The sequence below is a fragment of the Pseudomonas brassicacearum genome (assembly GCF_918698105.1).
Taxonomy (GTDB): Bacteria; Pseudomonadota; Gammaproteobacteria; order Pseudomonadales; family Pseudomonadaceae; genus Aquipseudomonas; species Aquipseudomonas brassicacearum_F.
The window spans coordinates 69,074-84,359 of the sequence record NZ_CAKKMI010000023.1 but is presented as its reverse complement, the minus strand read 5'-3'; the positions used below and the strand labels follow the sequence as shown (position 1 = coordinate 84,359).

The 15,286-nt window shown below is 62.2% G+C and carries 14 protein-coding genes and 1 pseudogene; 5 read left to right on the top strand and 10 right to left on the bottom strand.

The genetic code is table 11. The features are described from left to right. Window positions 1-101 precede the first annotated feature (101 nt). The 5 genes from LQ215_RS11770 to LQ215_RS11750 all read right to left on the bottom strand — a co-directional run bounded on the left by LQ215_RS11770 (window position 102) and on the right by LQ215_RS11750 (window position 6,195). A complete protein-coding gene (locus LQ215_RS11770) occupies window positions 102-1,865 on the bottom strand; it encodes an L-lactate permease (protein WP_230149931.1) in 1,764 nt (587 codons plus the stop codon). 375 nt (window positions 1,866-2,240) lie between these two features. Next, window positions 2,241-2,621 carry a RidA family protein gene (locus LQ215_RS11765; RefSeq protein WP_230149929.1) on the bottom strand — a complete coding sequence of 127 codons (381 nt, stop codon included), beginning with the start codon at window positions 2,619-2,621 and terminating at the stop codon, window positions 2,241-2,243. Between the two features lie 74 nt (window positions 2,622-2,695). After that, complete coding sequence (locus tag LQ215_RS11760; RefSeq protein WP_230149927.1) at window positions 2,696-3,574, bottom strand: NmrA family NAD(P)-binding protein; 879 nt, start codon at window positions 3,572-3,574, stop codon at window positions 2,696-2,698. A gap of 16 nt (window positions 3,575-3,590) precedes the next feature. Next, window positions 3,591-4,274, bottom strand: coding sequence for an SOS response-associated peptidase family protein (locus tag LQ215_RS11755; RefSeq protein ID WP_230149925.1), 684 nt, complete (start codon window positions 4,272-4,274; stop codon window positions 3,591-3,593). Between the two features lie 967 nt (window positions 4,275-5,241). Beyond that, a complete protein-coding gene (locus LQ215_RS11750) occupies window positions 5,242-6,195 on the bottom strand; it encodes a LysR family transcriptional regulator (protein ID WP_230149923.1) in 954 nt (317 codons plus the stop codon). Window positions 6,196-6,296: 101 nt separating this feature from the next. Here LQ215_RS11750 and LQ215_RS11745 point away from each other — a divergent pair, with 101 nt between their 5' ends. Next, window positions 6,297-7,169, top strand: coding sequence for an aldo/keto reductase family oxidoreductase (locus tag LQ215_RS11745; protein WP_230149920.1), 873 nt, complete (start codon window positions 6,297-6,299; stop codon window positions 7,167-7,169). Between the two features lie 173 nt (window positions 7,170-7,342). Here the strand turns inward: LQ215_RS11745 and kefC are convergent, their stop codons facing one another. From kefC to LQ215_RS11725, 4 genes are all read right to left on the bottom strand, one after another. Continuing rightward, window positions 7,343-9,169 (bottom strand): glutathione-regulated potassium-efflux system protein KefC, encoded by a 1,827-nt coding sequence (gene kefC, locus LQ215_RS11740; protein WP_230149919.1) that lies wholly within the window; start codon window positions 9,167-9,169, stop codon window positions 7,343-7,345. A 1-nt stretch (window position 9,170) separates the two neighbouring features. Next, window positions 9,171-9,692, bottom strand: coding sequence for a glutathione-regulated potassium-efflux system oxidoreductase KefF (gene kefF / locus LQ215_RS11735; RefSeq protein WP_230149917.1), 522 nt, complete (start codon window positions 9,690-9,692; stop codon window positions 9,171-9,173). 177 nt (window positions 9,693-9,869) lie between these two features. Continuing rightward, a complete protein-coding gene (locus LQ215_RS11730) occupies window positions 9,870-11,201 on the bottom strand; it encodes a sensor histidine kinase (RefSeq protein ID WP_230149916.1) in 1,332 nt (443 codons plus the stop codon). Further along, on the bottom strand, window positions 11,198-11,908 hold the full coding sequence (locus tag LQ215_RS11725) for a response regulator (RefSeq protein ID WP_230149914.1): 711 nt from the start codon (window positions 11,906-11,908) through the stop codon (window positions 11,198-11,200). Before LQ215_RS11725 ends, LQ215_RS11730 begins: the two co-directional genes overlap by 4 nt. Window positions 11,909-12,255: 347 nt before the next feature. Here LQ215_RS11725 and LQ215_RS11720 point away from each other — a divergent pair, with 347 nt between their 5' ends. From LQ215_RS11720 to LQ215_RS11705, 4 genes and pseudogenes are all read left to right on the top strand, one after another. Then, window positions 12,256-13,044: an MlaA family lipoprotein gene (locus tag LQ215_RS11720; protein WP_230149913.1), complete on the top strand. Its 789-nt coding sequence runs from the start codon at window positions 12,256-12,258 to the stop codon at window positions 13,042-13,044. Further along, entirely contained in the window at window positions 13,037-13,273 is a 237-nt protein-coding gene (locus LQ215_RS11715) for a hypothetical protein (RefSeq protein WP_230149911.1), read from the top strand. Before LQ215_RS11720 ends, LQ215_RS11715 begins: the two co-directional genes overlap by 8 nt. A gap of 33 nt (window positions 13,274-13,306) precedes the next feature. Then, window positions 13,307-14,062 (top strand): annotated as a pseudogene (locus LQ215_RS11710) (NRAMP family divalent metal transporter); the annotation flags it as partial. 69 nt (window positions 14,063-14,131) lie between these two features. Further along, window positions 14,132-14,611 (top strand): VOC family protein, encoded by a 480-nt coding sequence (locus LQ215_RS11705; protein WP_230149909.1) that lies wholly within the window; start codon window positions 14,132-14,134, stop codon window positions 14,609-14,611. A 235-nt stretch (window positions 14,612-14,846) separates the two neighbouring features. On the opposite strand, the gene LQ215_RS11700 is transcribed toward LQ215_RS11705, so the two are convergent. After that, window positions 14,847-15,248 carry a RidA family protein gene (locus LQ215_RS11700; protein WP_230149907.1) on the bottom strand — a complete coding sequence of 134 codons (402 nt, stop codon included), beginning with the start codon at window positions 15,246-15,248 and terminating at the stop codon, window positions 14,847-14,849. Window positions 15,249-15,286: the final 38 nt, after the last annotated feature.

The following is a 15,286-nucleotide window of genomic DNA, read 5'->3' as shown; positions in this document are numbered from 1 at the left end:
CCCTCTGGGGCGCGCAGCTCCCTACTTTCTTTGTGAGCGCCCCGCAAGCGAGAGGGAACAAGCCCACTCCCAACAAAAGCACATCCTCACATCCCTAGCTATCAATGTCCGCCGACGACCATCTGACTGAACGGCGCCACATACGCCTGCAACGTCACCAGCCCGCCCACCAGAATCGCCAGCACCACCGAGTGGAAAAACACGTAGCGCAGGATTTCGCCCTCATGACCGTACCAACGGGTGGCGGTTGAGGCGACTACGATCGACTGTGCGTCGACCATCTTGCCCATAACCCCGCCGGAACTGTTGGCCGCGGCCATCAGCACCGGGCTGATCCCCAACTGTTCCGCTGTCACCCGTTGCAAACCACCGAACAACACGTTGGACGCCGTGTCCGAACCGGTCAGCGCCACGCCGAGCCAGCCCAGCAGGGTGCCGAACATGGGGTAGAAAATGCCCGTGGCGGCGAAGGCCAGGCCCATGGTCGCGTCCAGGCCTGAGTAGCGTGTGAGAAACCCCAGGGCCAGCATCGCCACGATGGTAATCAGCGAGTAGCGCACCACCCAGAGCGTTCGCAGGTAGTGGTGCAGCAGTTGCGGGATGGAGTAGCCCATCAGCAAGCCACCGAGAATCGCCGCCAGGAAGATGCCGCTGCCGGTGGCGGTGAACCAGTTGAACTTGTAGACCGCTTCCTCGGTTTTAGGCTGGGGCACCACGGGCGGGACTTTTTCGATCTGCTGGTGGATGGTGCCGAAGGTCACCAGGGGCGAGAAGATCGGGTTGGCCTCACGCATCGGCTTGCCTTGTGGGTCGAGCTTGGCCGATTGGGTCTGCGGGTCCAGCGCCGGGCGGGTATCGAACAGGTTCTTGAAACTCTGGGTGCCCCAGGCGAATACGAAGACTGTAAGGATGATCCACGGCATCCAGGCCCGCAGCACAGCCGGTCGCGCATCACTGGAAAAGGTGCCGCTGGCCTGCGGTTTTTCATCTTCGCTGGCGTCGATTTTTGAATCGTCGACCCGTCCCGACAACGCTGCGGACGTGTGCACCGTGGCCGGTTTCCAGACCTTGAGAAAACCGGTGAGGCAGGCCATGGAAATCAGCGCGGCAATCACATCCACCAGCATCGGCCCGTGGTAGTTCGATACCAGGAACTGTGGGATGGCGAAGCTGACGCCGGCCACCATTATCGCCGGCCAGATTTCCAGCATCTTGCGCCACCCGGCAAACGCCCAGATCAACCAGAACGGCACGATCACCGAAAAAAACGGCAACTGCCGACCGACCATCATCGACAACTCCATTTCATCCAGCCCGGTAACCTTGGCCAGGGTGATGATCGGCGTACCCAAGGCGCCGAACGCCACGGGCGCGGTGTTGGCGATCAGTGCCAGGCCCGAGGCGGCCAAGGGGGAGAAGCCCAGCCCGATCAGGATTGCCCCGGTCACCGCCACCGGCGTGCCGAAACCCGCCGCCCCCTCGAAGAACGCACCGAAGCAAAAGGCGATCAGCAGCAATTGCAGGCGCCGGTCATCGGTGATGCGGGCGAGGGAATCCTGCAAGACCTTGAACGAACCGTTCTCGGTGGTCAGCCGGTGCAGGAAAATGATGTTGAGGACGATCCAGCCAATGGGCAGCAGGCCGTTGGCCGCGCCATACAGTGCCGCCGAACCGGCCATGCCGGCGGGCATGCCGAAGGCGAAGATCGCGATCAGCAAGGCCGAGGCCAAGGCCATCAACGCCGCCAGGTGCGCCTTGACATGGAAGAACGCCAGGGACGCCAGCATCACCACCACCGGAACCGCCGCCAGGAGCGTCGACAGCACCGGATTACCGAAGGGATCGTAGACTTGTTGCCAGACCATGTTCCACCTCTGCTTTTTATTGTTGGAAGTGCAGGCCCCGGGGGGATTGGCAGAGAAGTATAGGCGGGGATTTGCCAGGCGATTGCCAGGCGATTGGCAGGCAAACCCCTGTGGCGAGGGAGCTTGCTCCCGCTGGGTTCTGTAGGAGCTGCCGAAGGCTGCGATCTTTTGATCTTGATCTTGGTCTTGATCTTGATCTTGATCTTGATCTTGATCTTTCGCTTGAGACTCAATTGTCTGGGACAAGATCGCAGCCTCGTTGCACTCGACAGCTCCTACACAGCTCCTACACAGCTCCTACAGGCGCAGTCCAGCGGGAGCAAGCTCCCTCGCCACAAAAAGCAGTGCAGCGCTACAAAAGTGCAGTGGGCCTGTTCAACCCTTCGCCGCCATCGCCGTCACTTCCACCTTCATTCCTTCAACCGCCAACGCGGCCACGCCCACTGCGGCGCGAACCGGCCAGGGTTTGGCGAAGAAGCGTTTGTAGACTTCGTTGAACGCGGCGCGATCTGACATGTCGGTCAGGTAGATGGTCAGGTGCAGGACCCGGTCCAAGGAGCTGCCGGCGCCTTCCAGGGCGGTCTTGAGGGCTTGCAGCGTGCATTCGCTCTGCCGGGTGATGTCGCCCAGTTCCAGGCTGCCGTCGGCGTGGGTGGGGATTTGCGTGGAAACCAGCAGGCCGCCGAAACCGGCGACGTCGGAGGAAATGGAGTCCTCATCCGGATCTGGAATAAACGTGATATCTGGGTTGCTCATGCAAAGCCTCATGCTGGAAAAGAAAAAGGACCGCCGCAGTTTAGCGCCCATTGCTGCGTCGTTCCTGCATTCCTTTATCCGTGCGTTCCCAGCCCGTTGTTCTGCACCAGCGCCTGGATGTGGGCCTCCAGCGTCATGGTGCCGTGCAGGGCGTCGTCGCCCACGTCGAAGCCGCTGTCGAGGCTGACCGCGCTCATGCGCGCATAGGACTGCGCCGCAGCGGGACTGAAGCCGAGGCTCTGGAAGCTGCTTTCCCATTGGTCCCTGGGGATCACTTGGACCTCGACCGGCCGGCCGAGCGCCTGGGCAAACGCCTGCGCCACATCGTTGGGCGAGTACAGGCGCGGCCCCTGTACGTTGCGCACGCCAATGTCATCAACCGACGATAGCAATCGCGCGGCCGCCACTTCGCCCAAGTCCCGGGGCGCCACCATGGGAAAGGCCAGGTCGGCGGGAAACAGCGTCGGCAGCTTGCCGGTCTCGCGCACGGTATCGAGCAGGCTGTCCCAGTTGCTCATGTAATAAGCCCCGCGATTGATCGCCGCGGGGATCGACTGGTTGCGCAGCCCTTCTTCCAATTCCCACAAGACGCTGAGATCGCCGATACGCTCGCCGGGCTGGGCGCCGGCGGTGGATTGCACGACGATCTTCTCAAGGCCCGAGCCGTCGAGGGCGGCCAGGATGTTGGCAACGGTGCGCCGTTCCACCGCATCGGTGTCGGTACTGGGAGCGGCCGGCGGATTGAGAATGAACGCCCTGCGCCCGAGCCGAAACGCGGCGCGCAACGATTCGACGTTTTCAGCATCCGCTTCGACGATTTGCGCGTCACTGGCGCGCCATTGCGTGGCGTGGGTGGCGTTGCGGGTCATGATAATCACGGCATGCCCGGGGGCCAGCAAGGCGCGGGCCGTGGCCGAGCCAACGTGGCCCGTGGCGCCCATGATCACGTACATAACTGATCTCCCAGAATCAAAGGCCGCCTTGGGCCGGACGTTGGGTTGTCATCGCCGGTTCAAGGGGCGGTTGCGCGCCGTTCAGGCGTGCGGCCAGTTGTTGTGCCTGTTCCCATCCCAGCGCGGGCTCCAGCCAGTCGAGCGCCTCTTCGGCACTGAAGGCCAGGACCCGCTGCTGCTGGTTAGCGATGTCGCCATACGTCACCAGGGCCAGGCCGTCACAGCCAAACGGGGTCTCGCTGGCCTGGGCCAAGGCGGCCAGGAAGATCGGCGCCGATTGCCGCGAAGTGGTGTAGGTGAGTCGTTGCGCCTGGGAGGGTGAGGTGGGGGCTTGCGACTCATACCAACCCTCCACGGCGACCAATACGCGGCCTTCATGCTTGATGGGGTCGAAGACTTTGGAGCGCATCACCAGATGCAAGGGCAGGTGCGTTAGCGGCGGCATCGTTCCGACCGACCAGATCGGCGACCAACCCCAGCGAACCTTGATGCACTCCAAGTGCCCACCGCGACGACGAATGGCGCTGACCTGCATGTTTGGCTTGATCAGGCTGTGCCCGTCCTGAGCCTTGGGCGGCGTTGTCACGTACAGGTCCAGGGGGGGCGCGCTTGTACCGAAACGGCTACCGGGCGGGTCTCGCTGGGCGAAATACGCCAGGGAGTCTTTTGAAGAAACGTGTTGAACCAGACCGTCACACATAACGAAAACTCCCGGCAGTGAAACGCAAAGAAGCCTTGATCTACCCGCTGTTCAAGCCGTGACGTCGAAGCGCGTCAGCGAGGTTTTCAGCGGTGTCATGTAGGTCCGAGCCGTGGCGAATGGCTTGGTTCGAAAATCCTTGCGGCGGGGAGACGAGCGGGCAACGGGGTGAATGCATGACCGCCTTCGCGAGCAGGCTCGCTCCCACATGGACTTGTGGCAGGTCAGGATTTCAGCTACGCAGCGGACCCCTGTGGGAGCGAGCCTGCTCGCGATAGCTGTGTATCAGCTTGCGGGGAGGTTGGCTGTGCTGACGCCATCGCGAGCAAGCTCGCTCCCACAATGGATTTGTGGAGGGTCGGGATTTTCGGGTACACAGCCGAACCCCTGTGGGAGCGAGCCTGCTCGCGATAGCGGTGTATCAGCTTGCGGGGAGGTTGGCTGTGCTGACGCGCCATCGTGAGCAGGCTCGCTCCCACAATGGATTTGTGGAGGGTCGGGATTTTTAGCTACGCAGCCGATCCCCTGTGGGAGCGAGCCTGCTCGCGATAGCGGTGTATCAGCTTGCGGGGAGGTTGGCTGTGCTGACGCCATCGCGAGCAAGCTCGCTCCCACAATGGATTTGTGGAGGGTCGGGATTTTCGGGTACACAGCCGAACCCCTGTGGGAGCGAGCTTGCTCGCGATAGCGGTGTATCAGCTTGCGGGGAGGTTGGCTGTGCTGACGCCATCGCGAGCAAGCTCGCTCTCACAATGGATTTGTGGAGGGTCGGGATTTTCGGGTACACAGCCGAACCCCTGTGGGAGCGAGCCTGCTCGCGATAGCGGTGTATCAGCTTGCGGGGAGGTTGGCTGTGCTGACGCCATCGCGAGCAAGCTCGCTCCCACAATGGATTTGTGGAGGGTCAGGATTTTTAGCTACGCAGCCGATCCCCTGTGGAAGCGAGCTTGCTCGCGATAGCGGTGTATCAGCTTGCGGGAAGATTGGCTGTGCCGACGCCTTCGCGAGCAGGCTCGCTCCCACGCTGTTGTGCATGGATGAAATCCACAAAAGCCCTCAGCGGCGAGGGCAGGTAGCGGCGGCCGGGGTAGTAGAGGAACGGCCCGGTAAAGCGCTGCCACCAGGGTTCGAGCACCGGCTCGAGGGCGCCGCTGTCCAGGTAGGGCCGCAACCAGTCCTCGAACAGATGGACAATGCCCAGCCCATCCACCGCAGCCTGTACCGCCAGGTCCATCGCGCCGCCAATACGCACGATCAACGGGCCGCTCGGGTCGACGCTCATCGTTTCGCCGTCACGTTCATATTCCCACAGGGGCAGGGCGCCGCTGGGAAACTTGCCCGTCAGGCAGGCATGCCCAAGCAGGTCCCGTGGATGTTCGGGCCGGCCCCTGGCGTCGAGGTACGCAGGCGATGCGGCGGTCGCGAAGCGCTGGAACCGTGGGCCGATAGGGATGGCGATCATGTCCTGCTCCAGGCGCTCGTCGTAGCGAATGCCGGCGTCACACCCGGCCGCCAGCATGTCGACGAAGCTCTCCTCGGTGACCACTTCCAGGCGAATGTCGGGATAGCTTTTCAAGAACGGCGTGATGATCGAAGGCAACACCAGCCGGGCCGCGCTGACCGGCACGTTCAGCCTGAGGGTGCCCGAAGGCCGGTCGCGAAAGTCGTTGACCACGTCCATCGCCGCCTCGACCTCGCCCAGGGCCGGGACGATGCGTTCCATCAACCGGGCACCGGCCTCGGTCGGAACCACGCTGCGGGTGGTGCGGTTGAGCAGGCGCACGCCAAGTCGGCTTTCCATCCGGCGTACGGCGTCGCTGAGGCTCGACGCGGACTTGCCGCTCAGCCGCGCGCCCTCACGAAAGCCCCCCGCATTGACCACGGCCACGAAGGCCAGCAAGTCTTGAATATCCGTCGCCATTGTTCTCTCCGCCGTACAACCCGTGCTGATTGCACCTGATTATCAAGGGAATGGTCAACGCCTATAGTCGGCCCACTCACATTTGATCCGAGGGCGACGAGATGAACATTGCAGGCAAGGCAGGCAGCTTCTTACTGGGCGAGCGCACGGTCAATCGCATGGGCTATGGCGCGATGCAGTTGGCGGGACCCCAGGTCTTCGGGCCGCCCAAAGACCCGGCGGCCGCCATCGCCGTGCTGCGCGAAGCAGTGGCGAGCGGGGTCAACCACATCGACACCGCCGATTTCTACGGCCCCCATGTCACCAACCAACTGATCTGCGAAGCGCTGCACCCTTACGCCCAGGACTTGGTCATTGTCACCAAGGTCGGCGCCGTGCGCGGTGCCGATGCGTCCTGGAATCCGGCCCACAGTCCCGCCGAGTTGACCCGTGCGGTCCACGACAATCTGCGCAACCTGGGCGTGGAGGTATTGGACGTGGTCAACCTTAGGGTGTGGGGCGACTTGCATTCGCCCACCGAAGACTCCATCGAAGAATCGTTCACGACACTGGCCGAGTTGCAGCGCCAGGGCCTGATCCGTCACCTGGGCTTGAGCAACGTCACGGCCGCGCAGGTCAAGCAGGCCCAGGGCATTGCCCAGGTGGTCTGCGTGCAGAACCACTACAACCTGACCCATCGCGACGACGAACACCTCATCGCTGACTTGGGCCGGCAGGGCATCGCCTACGTGCCGTTCTTCCCCTTGGGCGGCTTTTCACCGCTGCAATCGCAGACCCTTTCCAGCGTGGCGGCGCGCCTGGAGGCGTCACCACTGTGCGTGGCCCTGGCGTGGTTGCTGCAGCGAGCGCCGAATATCCTGCTGATTCCCGGTACGTCGTCGTTGGCGCACCTGCGGGAAAATCTCACGGCGAGTGAGCTGAAGATCCCTGCGCCGATGCTGGCCGAGCTGGACGGGTTAGTTGGGGGAGACTAAAAGGCAGCGGTCTAGCCGCAATGCTGTTCGCATGTAGGAGCTGTCGAGCGAAGCGAGGCTGCGATCTTTCCCCAGTCACTTGAGTCCAAAGCGAAAAATCGCAGCCTTCGGCAGCTCCTACAGAACCCAGCAGCAGCAAGCCCCCACGTACCTCGGATGAACAGTATCAGCGCCTAGGCATCGCTTTTATCCGTTTCGTTGCGATGGTGTTCCTGCCAGTTGTCGACAGGGCGGGCACGGTCTTCGTTGAACATGTCCGTGAGCAGCGCATTGGCACGCCGGTAGGCATCGTGGCGGAACTTGAGGTCATCTTCCGGCTGGGCGACGATTTCTTCCAGCATCTTGAGGTTCAGCCGGCGGAACTGGTCTGCCCGCTCGCGCGCTTCGTAAGCCCCGACGCCCATGTGCTCCAGCGCACTGCGACCCAATGACAGCGCACTCTCGAAGGTTTCCCGCTCAGCCGCCTCGACACCCATCTGCCGAAGGGTGATGAGGTGCGCCATGTCCCGCGCCCGCACGATCAACTGCAACGCAGGGAAGTGCTCCTGGGCCAGTTGGGTCAGCGCCAGGTTGTCTTCCCGATTGTCGATCGCGTTGATCAGCACCACTGCTTGGGCCGCGCCGGCTGCGTGCAGCAGATCCAGGCGCGTGGCATCGCCATAAAAGACTTTCACGCCGAATTTGCGCAGGGTCTCGATGTTGTCCGGGTCGTGATCCAAGACCACCACCTCGACGCCGCAGGACATCAGCAGGCGCCCGGCGATCTGCCCGAAACGGCCGAACCCGGCGATGATCACCCGTGGGTTCTGCTGGTCGACGAGGTCGGATTCGCGTTTGTTTTTCTTGGCGACGGACTCGAACCGATCCAGCAACACGATCAGCAAGGGCGTCAGGCACATGGACAGGGCCACCGCCAGGGTCAGGCTCTTGCCCCATTGATCGGTCAAGATGCCGGCCACGGTCGCCGCGCCGAACACCACGAAGGCGAATTCGCTGCCCTGGCCCAGCAACACCGCCTGCCAGGAGCGCTGGCCGGCGGGGACGTTGAGTAACCGGCCCGCCAATTTGATCACCAGCAGCTTGATCAGGATGAAACCCAAGGTCAGGGTGATGACTTTCAGCGGTGCGTCGATCAGGGTGCCGAAATCGATCGACATGCCCACGCCGATGAAAAACAGACCCAACAGCAGGCCTTTGAACGGTTCAATGTCGCTTTCCAGCGCATGGCGGTATTCGGAGCTGGCCAGCAGGACCCCGGCGAGAAACGCGCCCATGGCCATCGACAACCCGGCTTCTTCCAACAGAAAGCCGAAGCCGAACACCAGGAACAGCGCCACGGCACTGAAAATCTCGCGCAAGCCTGAGCGTGCGGCGAAGCGCAGCAGTGGTCGCGTCACGTAGCGTCCCAACAGCACGACGATGGCGATGGCGGCGACGATTTTGCCAATCGATAGCAACAGCGCCGTGCCCGAAGGCGTGGCGCCGTGGGCCGACAACAACGGAATCATCGCCACCAGCGGAATCGCCGCGATGTCCTGGAACAGCAGTACGGCGAAGCTGCTGCGGCCGACGGCGGTGGCGGTCAGGTTGCGTTCGCTCATGGCCTGCATGGCGATGGCCGTGGAGGACAGGCTCAGGGTCAGGCCGACCAGCAGCGCTGCCGTCCAGTTCAGGCCAAGGGCCGTGCAGAACAAGCCAATGGCAGCGCCACAGGCGAGCATCTGCAGGGCACCGCCACCAAACACCATTTTGCGCAGGGCCCAGAGCCGTTTGGGGTCGAGCTCAAGGCCGATGATGAACAGCATCAGCACCACGCCGATTTCAGCAAACTCCAGGATGGCCTTCACATCGGTAATCAGTTTCAGCCCCCACGGGCCGATGACGCACCCGGCCAGCAGATAACCCAGCACTGGGCCCAGGCCAAACCGAACGGCAATCGGCACGATCAGCGTCGCCGAGGCCAGGTAGATGAGCATTTCAATCAGGCTGTGCGTCTCCATCTCAATCTTCCTTCCAGGCGGCCAGGCGAGCGCCGTAGTGTTCGATTTGCGCGTGTTGGGCGTCAGGGTCGGCGGCATAGGCGCCATGCACGACCACCGGCTCCAGCCAGCGCATGCCGCAGTAAATGGCCGTGGCGTGAAGCGGTTGGGCCAGCGCCGAAAAATCGGGATAGTCGCCGATCGCAAAATGCGCGTGATCGCCGCCGGTGCTGACGGCCCACAACAGGCCCTTGTCCTTGAGGGCGGTGGCGCCTTTGCCATAGGCCCAGCCGTGGGTGAACACCTTGTCGATCCACAGTTTCAGCAGGGGCGGTGCGCTGTACCAGTACATCGGGTGCTGGAGGACGACAAGCTCTGCTTGTTCCACCGCTCGCTGTTCCGCCTCGACGTCGATGTCGAAGTTGGGGTAAAGCTCATAGAGCGAACGTACGACCACCTCCGGGTTGGTCGACACTCGCTTGAGCATCTGCTGGTTGACCCGTGATTTGTCGGGGTAGGGGTGCGCGTAAATGATAAGAATCATCGGTGAGTTCCTTGGTTTGGCTCCGTCGATTCCTGTCTGTCGTGAGCGCGAACGATGGCATTGAGTCGGGCGATACAAACAAGAGCACCTTCCTGGAACAGGGGCCAGGCCGCAAAGGCCGGACATCCTACCGAGGAAGACACAGATTGTTTAGCGTGGATCGATACATCGGGCACTTCAGTCAAGCGGCAGCGAGACCCTGGCCTCCAACCCGCCGCCGCGTCGATTCCTCAGGGTCAGCGTGCCGCCATGCTCCAGCACCGTCGCCCGTGCCGCCGACAGGCCCAGCCCGACGCCACCGGTGTGCTTGTTGCGCGAGCCTTCGATGCGAAAGAACGGCGTGAAGACCTGCTCCAGGTGTTGCGCGGCGATGCCTGGGCCGCGATCCAGAATGCGAATGTCCACACGATTGGCGTTGGCTTCGAGGCGAACGGTTGGCGCGCCGGCATATTTGATTGCGTTGTCGATCAGGTTGACCAAGGCGCGTTTGATGCCGATGGGGCGGCCGACATAAACCAAGCGCTGGGCGTCATCAAATCCGATGTCGGTGCCGGCGTCCTTGAGGTCATCGACGATGGTGTGCAGCAGCTCGGCCAGGTCGAACGCGGTGGCATGTTCCAGGCGGGCATCGTCGCGGAAGAATTCCAGGGCTGAGTTGATCATCGCCTGCATTTCGTCCACGTCCCTGAACAAGCGCGATTGCTGCTCGGCATCCTCGATGAACTCCCCGCGCAGGCGCATGCGGGTCAACGGCGCGCGCAAGTCATGGGAGATGGCAGCGAGCATCTGCGTGCGGTCCTGTAGAAAGTGCTTGAGTTGGGCCTGCATGGCATTGAAAGCGAGGATCGCCTGGCGGATTTCGTGGGGGCCGATGACTGGAATCGGTGGTGCCTGGTGGTCGACGCCAAAGCGCCGGGCGCCTTCGGCAAAACGTTCCAGCGGTGCAGCCAGGTGCCGGGTGGCGATCAGTGCGACGATAATCGTCGACACCAGGATCAGCGCCAGCATGATCAGGCTACGTTCCCACTCCTCCAGTCCCCAACTGCGCGCAGGCAGGGAAAACTCGACCCACGAGTGGTCGGTCAATTCGATCATCGCGGCGTAGCGTGCGCCGGGCTGGCCGGCCCAATCGCTTGGCTCATAGCCCTCGATCCTCGCATCGGGCCGGCCCAACTGTTGGCGCAACCGCAGTGCGCCATCGCTGTATTCGGGGTCGTCGATCGCTGGCAGCTTGGCATCTTCATGGCGTTGGAGCCATTGCGTGTTGAAGGTCTGGTCACTGGCCGTCCTGGCAATGGTGGGCCGCTGTTCGGGCGCTGCCGAGTCGATGATGCGTGTGATGGCGGCGACCTTTTCAATCAGGCCGGTTTCCATCAGGGGCGGGCGGGCCCAGGCATCAGCCAGTTGGCTGAACAGCGCGTTCAGGGCCAACAACGTGAGCATGGCAACCAGGGTGGTCAGGGCGATCCATCGCGCCAGCGTATCCCATGGCCGTCGAGTGTATTTCATCGCTTCACCACGTGGGGGCTGAAGAGGTAGCCGCTGTTGCGCACGGTGCGGATCATCGACGTGCCGGTGATGTCGGTCTCCAACTTGCGCCGCAGGCGGCTGACCTGGACATCGATGCTGCGGTCGAACGCTTCGAAGGTTTCGCCGCGCGCCAGGTCCAGCAACTGCTGGCGGGTCAGCACCCGGCGCGGGTGTTCGGCAAACACCAGCAGCAGTTCGAACTCCCCGGTGGACAGCGGGATCATGACCTTGTCTGGTGAGCGCAGTTCGCGCCGGGTGACGTCCAGCTGCCAGTTTTCGAACTCCAGGATCGGTCGCGATGAGTCGCTCAATGTACCTCGGGCTTCGCCAGTGCGCCGCAGCACGGCACGCACCCGGGCCAACAGCTCGCGGGCGTCGAACGGCTTGGTCAGGTAATCGTCCGCCCCCAGCTCCAGGCCGACGACGCGGTCACTCAATTCGCCCATGGCGGTGAGCATGATGATGCCGACGGTGTGCTCGGCCCGCAGTCGTTGGCAGAGCACCAGGCCGTTGTCGCCCGGCAGCATGACGTCGAGGATGATGAGCTCCGGCACCCGCCGTTCCACCGCCTGCCACAAGGCGTTGCCGTCGGCGGCCACGTCCACGCTGTAGCCATGTTGTTCGAGGAACTTGCGCAAGAGGGCGAGGACTTCAAGGTCATCGTCCACCAGTAATAAATGGCTCACGGTGGGCACGCAGGGTAATGAATACAGGAGGCGATACTAGGGTCAATCCAGGGCCTGCGTCATATATTTCAATCCGGCAATAAAGTTGCCTGCGGGCAATATTCTGGAAATCTCCAGGCAAAAAAACAGCGGCAGGATCGCCTCGATGTCGGTCAGTTAAAAAATTGTCAGCCCTGCACAAAACCTGTGGCGAGGGAGCTTGCTCCCGCTTGAGTGCGAAGCGCTCACCGATTTTTTGGGGCCGCTTCGCGACCCAGCGGGAGCAAGCTCCCTCGCCACAGGGGGGGCGGTGTTTGGCTTTTTAACCGGCCTAGGCAGCACCCCATTCCTCGCCGAGATCACCCTGTATGCCGATCACCCAGCCCGCCCCGTTGTTTGTTCGATCCACCGTCGTGGTTGTACTGGCGGCACTCGCCAGCGGTTGCTCCAGCACGCCAGCTGCAAAACCAGGCTCCTGTGAACGCGCGAGCTATACCGTTCACGATCCCGCAGAACCGATCAACCGTGGCATCTTCGCGTTCAACCGGACCGTGGATGACTATGCGCTGGCCCCGGTTGCCCGTGGTTATCGCAAGCTGCCGGAGATGTTCCAGGCCGGCGTCCACAACTTCGTGGCGAACTTCGGTGAGCCCAAGGTGTTCATCAACGACTTGCTGCAAGGCAATGCCCAGCGCTCGGTCAACACACTGGGGCGGTTCGTCATCAACACCACGGCGGGCGTCGCCGGGCTGATCGACGTGTCGGGCAAGCTGGGCATCGAGCGCCACAAGGCCGATTTCGGCCAGACCTTCGGCGTCTGGAACCTCGCCCCCGGACCCACCGTGGAACTGCCGCTGCTGGGCACCGCCAACCTGCGGGACGCGACGGGCAAAGTGCTGAGTTTTGCCGTCGACCCGTTCGGCGACAACAGCAGCACCGTCGACACCCTCGGCACGATCAACACCGTCGGCGGCGTTGTCGATGGTCGCGCCGAGGCATTGCCGCTGACCGACCAGTTGCAGGCCCAAGCGGATTACTACGCGGCACTTCGCGATGCAACGGCGCAGCGGCGTGCCGATTTCGTCGCGCAGGGGAAGTTGGGGGCAGTGGTGCAGGAAGACCCGCAATGCCAGGACGGAGCCGCTGCTGATGAGTAGCGAGGTGTTGGTCCTGCATCGGCGAGTGCGCACGCTCGATCCGAATGTGCTGCATTGCCGAGAGGTTGAACTGCGGTTGGCCGAGGATGGTCGCCATGTGCTGCTCAGTCGTTACGTCGAGTTGTATCGCCATGAACACATCAGTTGGTGCGCCCTCCAGCAGCATCGGGTGCCGTTGGCGAGGATGGTGCGCTGGATGGTCGATAACGGCGAGCAGGTGAGGGATTAGTGGCAATTTGCTCCTGGAGTACAGCGGAATTTGGTCGCCGGCATCGTCAGAGGCACCATCGGCTTCAGCATCCCACCCGATGAAGGGGTGCACGGCGCGTTGCTGGTGGCCGTCTCGGTGATCGGTGCGGTGGCCGGTTCCATCGCCAACTTCGTTCATCCGTATGTCATGCGCCAGAAGGGTTGGGTGGGGCCAGAACACAAGCGTATCCAGCGTAACGACCTGCTGTTTGCGGTGTTTGTCGGGATCATCATCAACCTGGCCATCTGGATCGTCGGTGCGGAAATCCTGCGACCCAACGGCATCGAGGTCAACACCCTGGGCGATTTGGGCAAGGCCCTGGAAATGTTCTTCGGTTCGATCGGTTGGTACGTGTTTTTTATCGGTGTGTTCGCCACGCTGTTCGCCAGCATCTGCGGCAAGACCACGGCGTTCCCGATGCTCATCACCGACGCCTTCCAGCACGTACGGCCCGAGCGCCGGGAGCGTTACGGCAAAGAGTTCCACAGTGACCCGATGCACAAATGGTTCATGCTGTTCATCCTCGTGACGCCACTGATCTGGTCGCTCCCCGGCATGTCGGACTTCGTCACGCTGACCATCGGCGTCAACGCGCTGAACATCATCGGCTTGCCGGTGATTTCACTGGGCCTGCTGATCATGTCCAACCAGAAGTCCCTGCTGGGCAAGGAATACCGCAACAACCTGTTCGAGAATATTGCGCTGGTGTTTGCCACCGGCCTGGCGTTGTGGGTCGCGTTTCAGTTGGGCGTCGATCTGTTTACCTGAGGCTCGGCCAACTGCAACTTTCGGGGGGACTGCTAGACTTTATCGTCCAGTCCTTTTTGGAGAAGCGCAATGAACAATAAAAACAGGATCTGCCTCTGGTACGACGGCGATGCCGAGGACGCTGCGCAGTTCTACGCCAAGACGTTTCCCGACAGCGCGGTGAACGCCGTCTATCAGGCCCCGAGCGATTATCCGTCGGGCAAGGAGGGCGATGTGATCACGGTGGATTTCACGGTGATCGGCATCCCTTGCATTGGCCTCAACGGCGGGCCGGCGTTCAAGCACAGCGAGGCTTTTTCATTCCAGATCGCCACAGAAGACCAGGCCGAAACGGACCGCTTGTGGAACGCGATCATCGACAACGGCGGCCAGGCGAGCGCCTGTGGCTGGTGCAAGGACAAGTGGGGGCTGTCGTGGCAGATCAGCCCGCGGGTGTTGCTTGAAGCGGTCGGCAGTTCTGATAAAGCCGTCGCCAAGCGGGCCTTCGAGGCCATGATGACCATGACCAAGATCGACATTGCGGCGATTGAAGCGGCGGTGAAAGGCTAGCCGGCGAATCACCACCATCATCCCCCTGTGGGAGCGGGCTTGCTCGCGAAAGCGGTGGGTCAGCTTGCATCAATGTTGAATGTGCTACCGCCTTCGCGAGCAGGCTCGCTCCCACAGGGGCTGTGCAGGTCAGAGAATTTGAAGCCACCATAAATCAAATGTGGGAGCGAGCCTGCTCGCGAAGGCGGTAGCACAGCCAACATCCCCGCCAACTGACCCACCGCAGGTCAGCTCCCTACCTGGCGCTCTCAGGCAACCGGGCAATCACCTTGATCTCGAACTGAAACCCATACAGCCACGTCACGCCCACCGCCGTCAGCGTTGGATGCGGCGCGCTCCCCCAGAACTCGGGCACAACGCTCCAGACCCGCTCGAAGGTCGATTCGGGATCGACCATGAAGACCGTGACATCCACCACATCGTCAAAACTGCAATCGGCGGCGGCAAGAATCGCCTTCAAGTTGTTGAACGCCAGCCGAACCTGAGCCTCCAGGTCCGGCTCTGGCGAACCTTCATCAGTGCTACCAACTTGTCCCGAAACGAACAAAAAACCATTGGAGCGAATCGCCGGCGAATAGCGATTGCGCTCATAGAGTGCCTGGCGTCCGGGCGGGAAAACCACATCACGCTGTGTCATGAATACCTCCATTAAAGAGTGGGTTTTAAACGATGAAC

Bases quoted from the DNA above. Each gene is read 5' to 3' on its own strand.
- LQ215_RS11770 (WP_230149931.1), bottom strand. From the start codon at position 1,865: ATGGTCTGGCAACAAGTCTACGATCCCTTCGGTAATCCGGTGCTGTCG.
- LQ215_RS11765 (WP_230149929.1), bottom strand. From the start codon at position 2,621: ATGAGCAACCCAGATATCACGTTTATTCCAGATCCGGATGAGGACTCC.
- LQ215_RS11760 (WP_230149927.1), bottom strand. From the start codon at position 3,574: ATGTACGTGATCATGGGCGCCACGGGCCACGTTGGCTCGGCCACGGCC.
- LQ215_RS11755 (WP_230149925.1), bottom strand. From the start codon at position 4,274: ATGTGTGACGGTCTGGTTCAACACGTTTCTTCAAAAGACTCCCTGGCG.
- LQ215_RS11750 (WP_230149923.1), bottom strand. From the start codon at position 6,195: ATGGCGACGGATATTCAAGACTTGCTGGCCTTCGTGGCCGTGGTCAAT.
- LQ215_RS11745 (WP_230149920.1), top strand. From the start codon at position 6,297: ATGAACATTGCAGGCAAGGCAGGCAGCTTCTTACTGGGCGAGCGCACG.
- kefC (WP_230149919.1), bottom strand. From the start codon at position 9,169: ATGGAGACGCACAGCCTGATTGAAATGCTCATCTACCTGGCCTCGGCG.
- kefF (WP_230149917.1), bottom strand. From the start codon at position 9,692: ATGATTCTTATCATTTACGCGCACCCCTACCCCGACAAATCACGGGTC.
- LQ215_RS11730 (WP_230149916.1), bottom strand. From the start codon at position 11,201: ATGAAATACACTCGACGGCCATGGGATACGCTGGCGCGATGGATCGCC.
- LQ215_RS11720 (WP_230149913.1), top strand. From the start codon at position 12,256: ATGCCGATCACCCAGCCCGCCCCGTTGTTTGTTCGATCCACCGTCGTG.
- LQ215_RS11715 (WP_230149911.1), top strand. From the start codon at position 13,037: ATGAGTAGCGAGGTGTTGGTCCTGCATCGGCGAGTGCGCACGCTCGAT.
- LQ215_RS11705 (WP_230149909.1), top strand. From the start codon at position 14,132: ATGAACAATAAAAACAGGATCTGCCTCTGGTACGACGGCGATGCCGAG.
- LQ215_RS11700 (WP_230149907.1), bottom strand. From the start codon at position 15,248: ATGACACAGCGTGATGTGGTTTTCCCGCCCGGACGCCAGGCACTCTAT.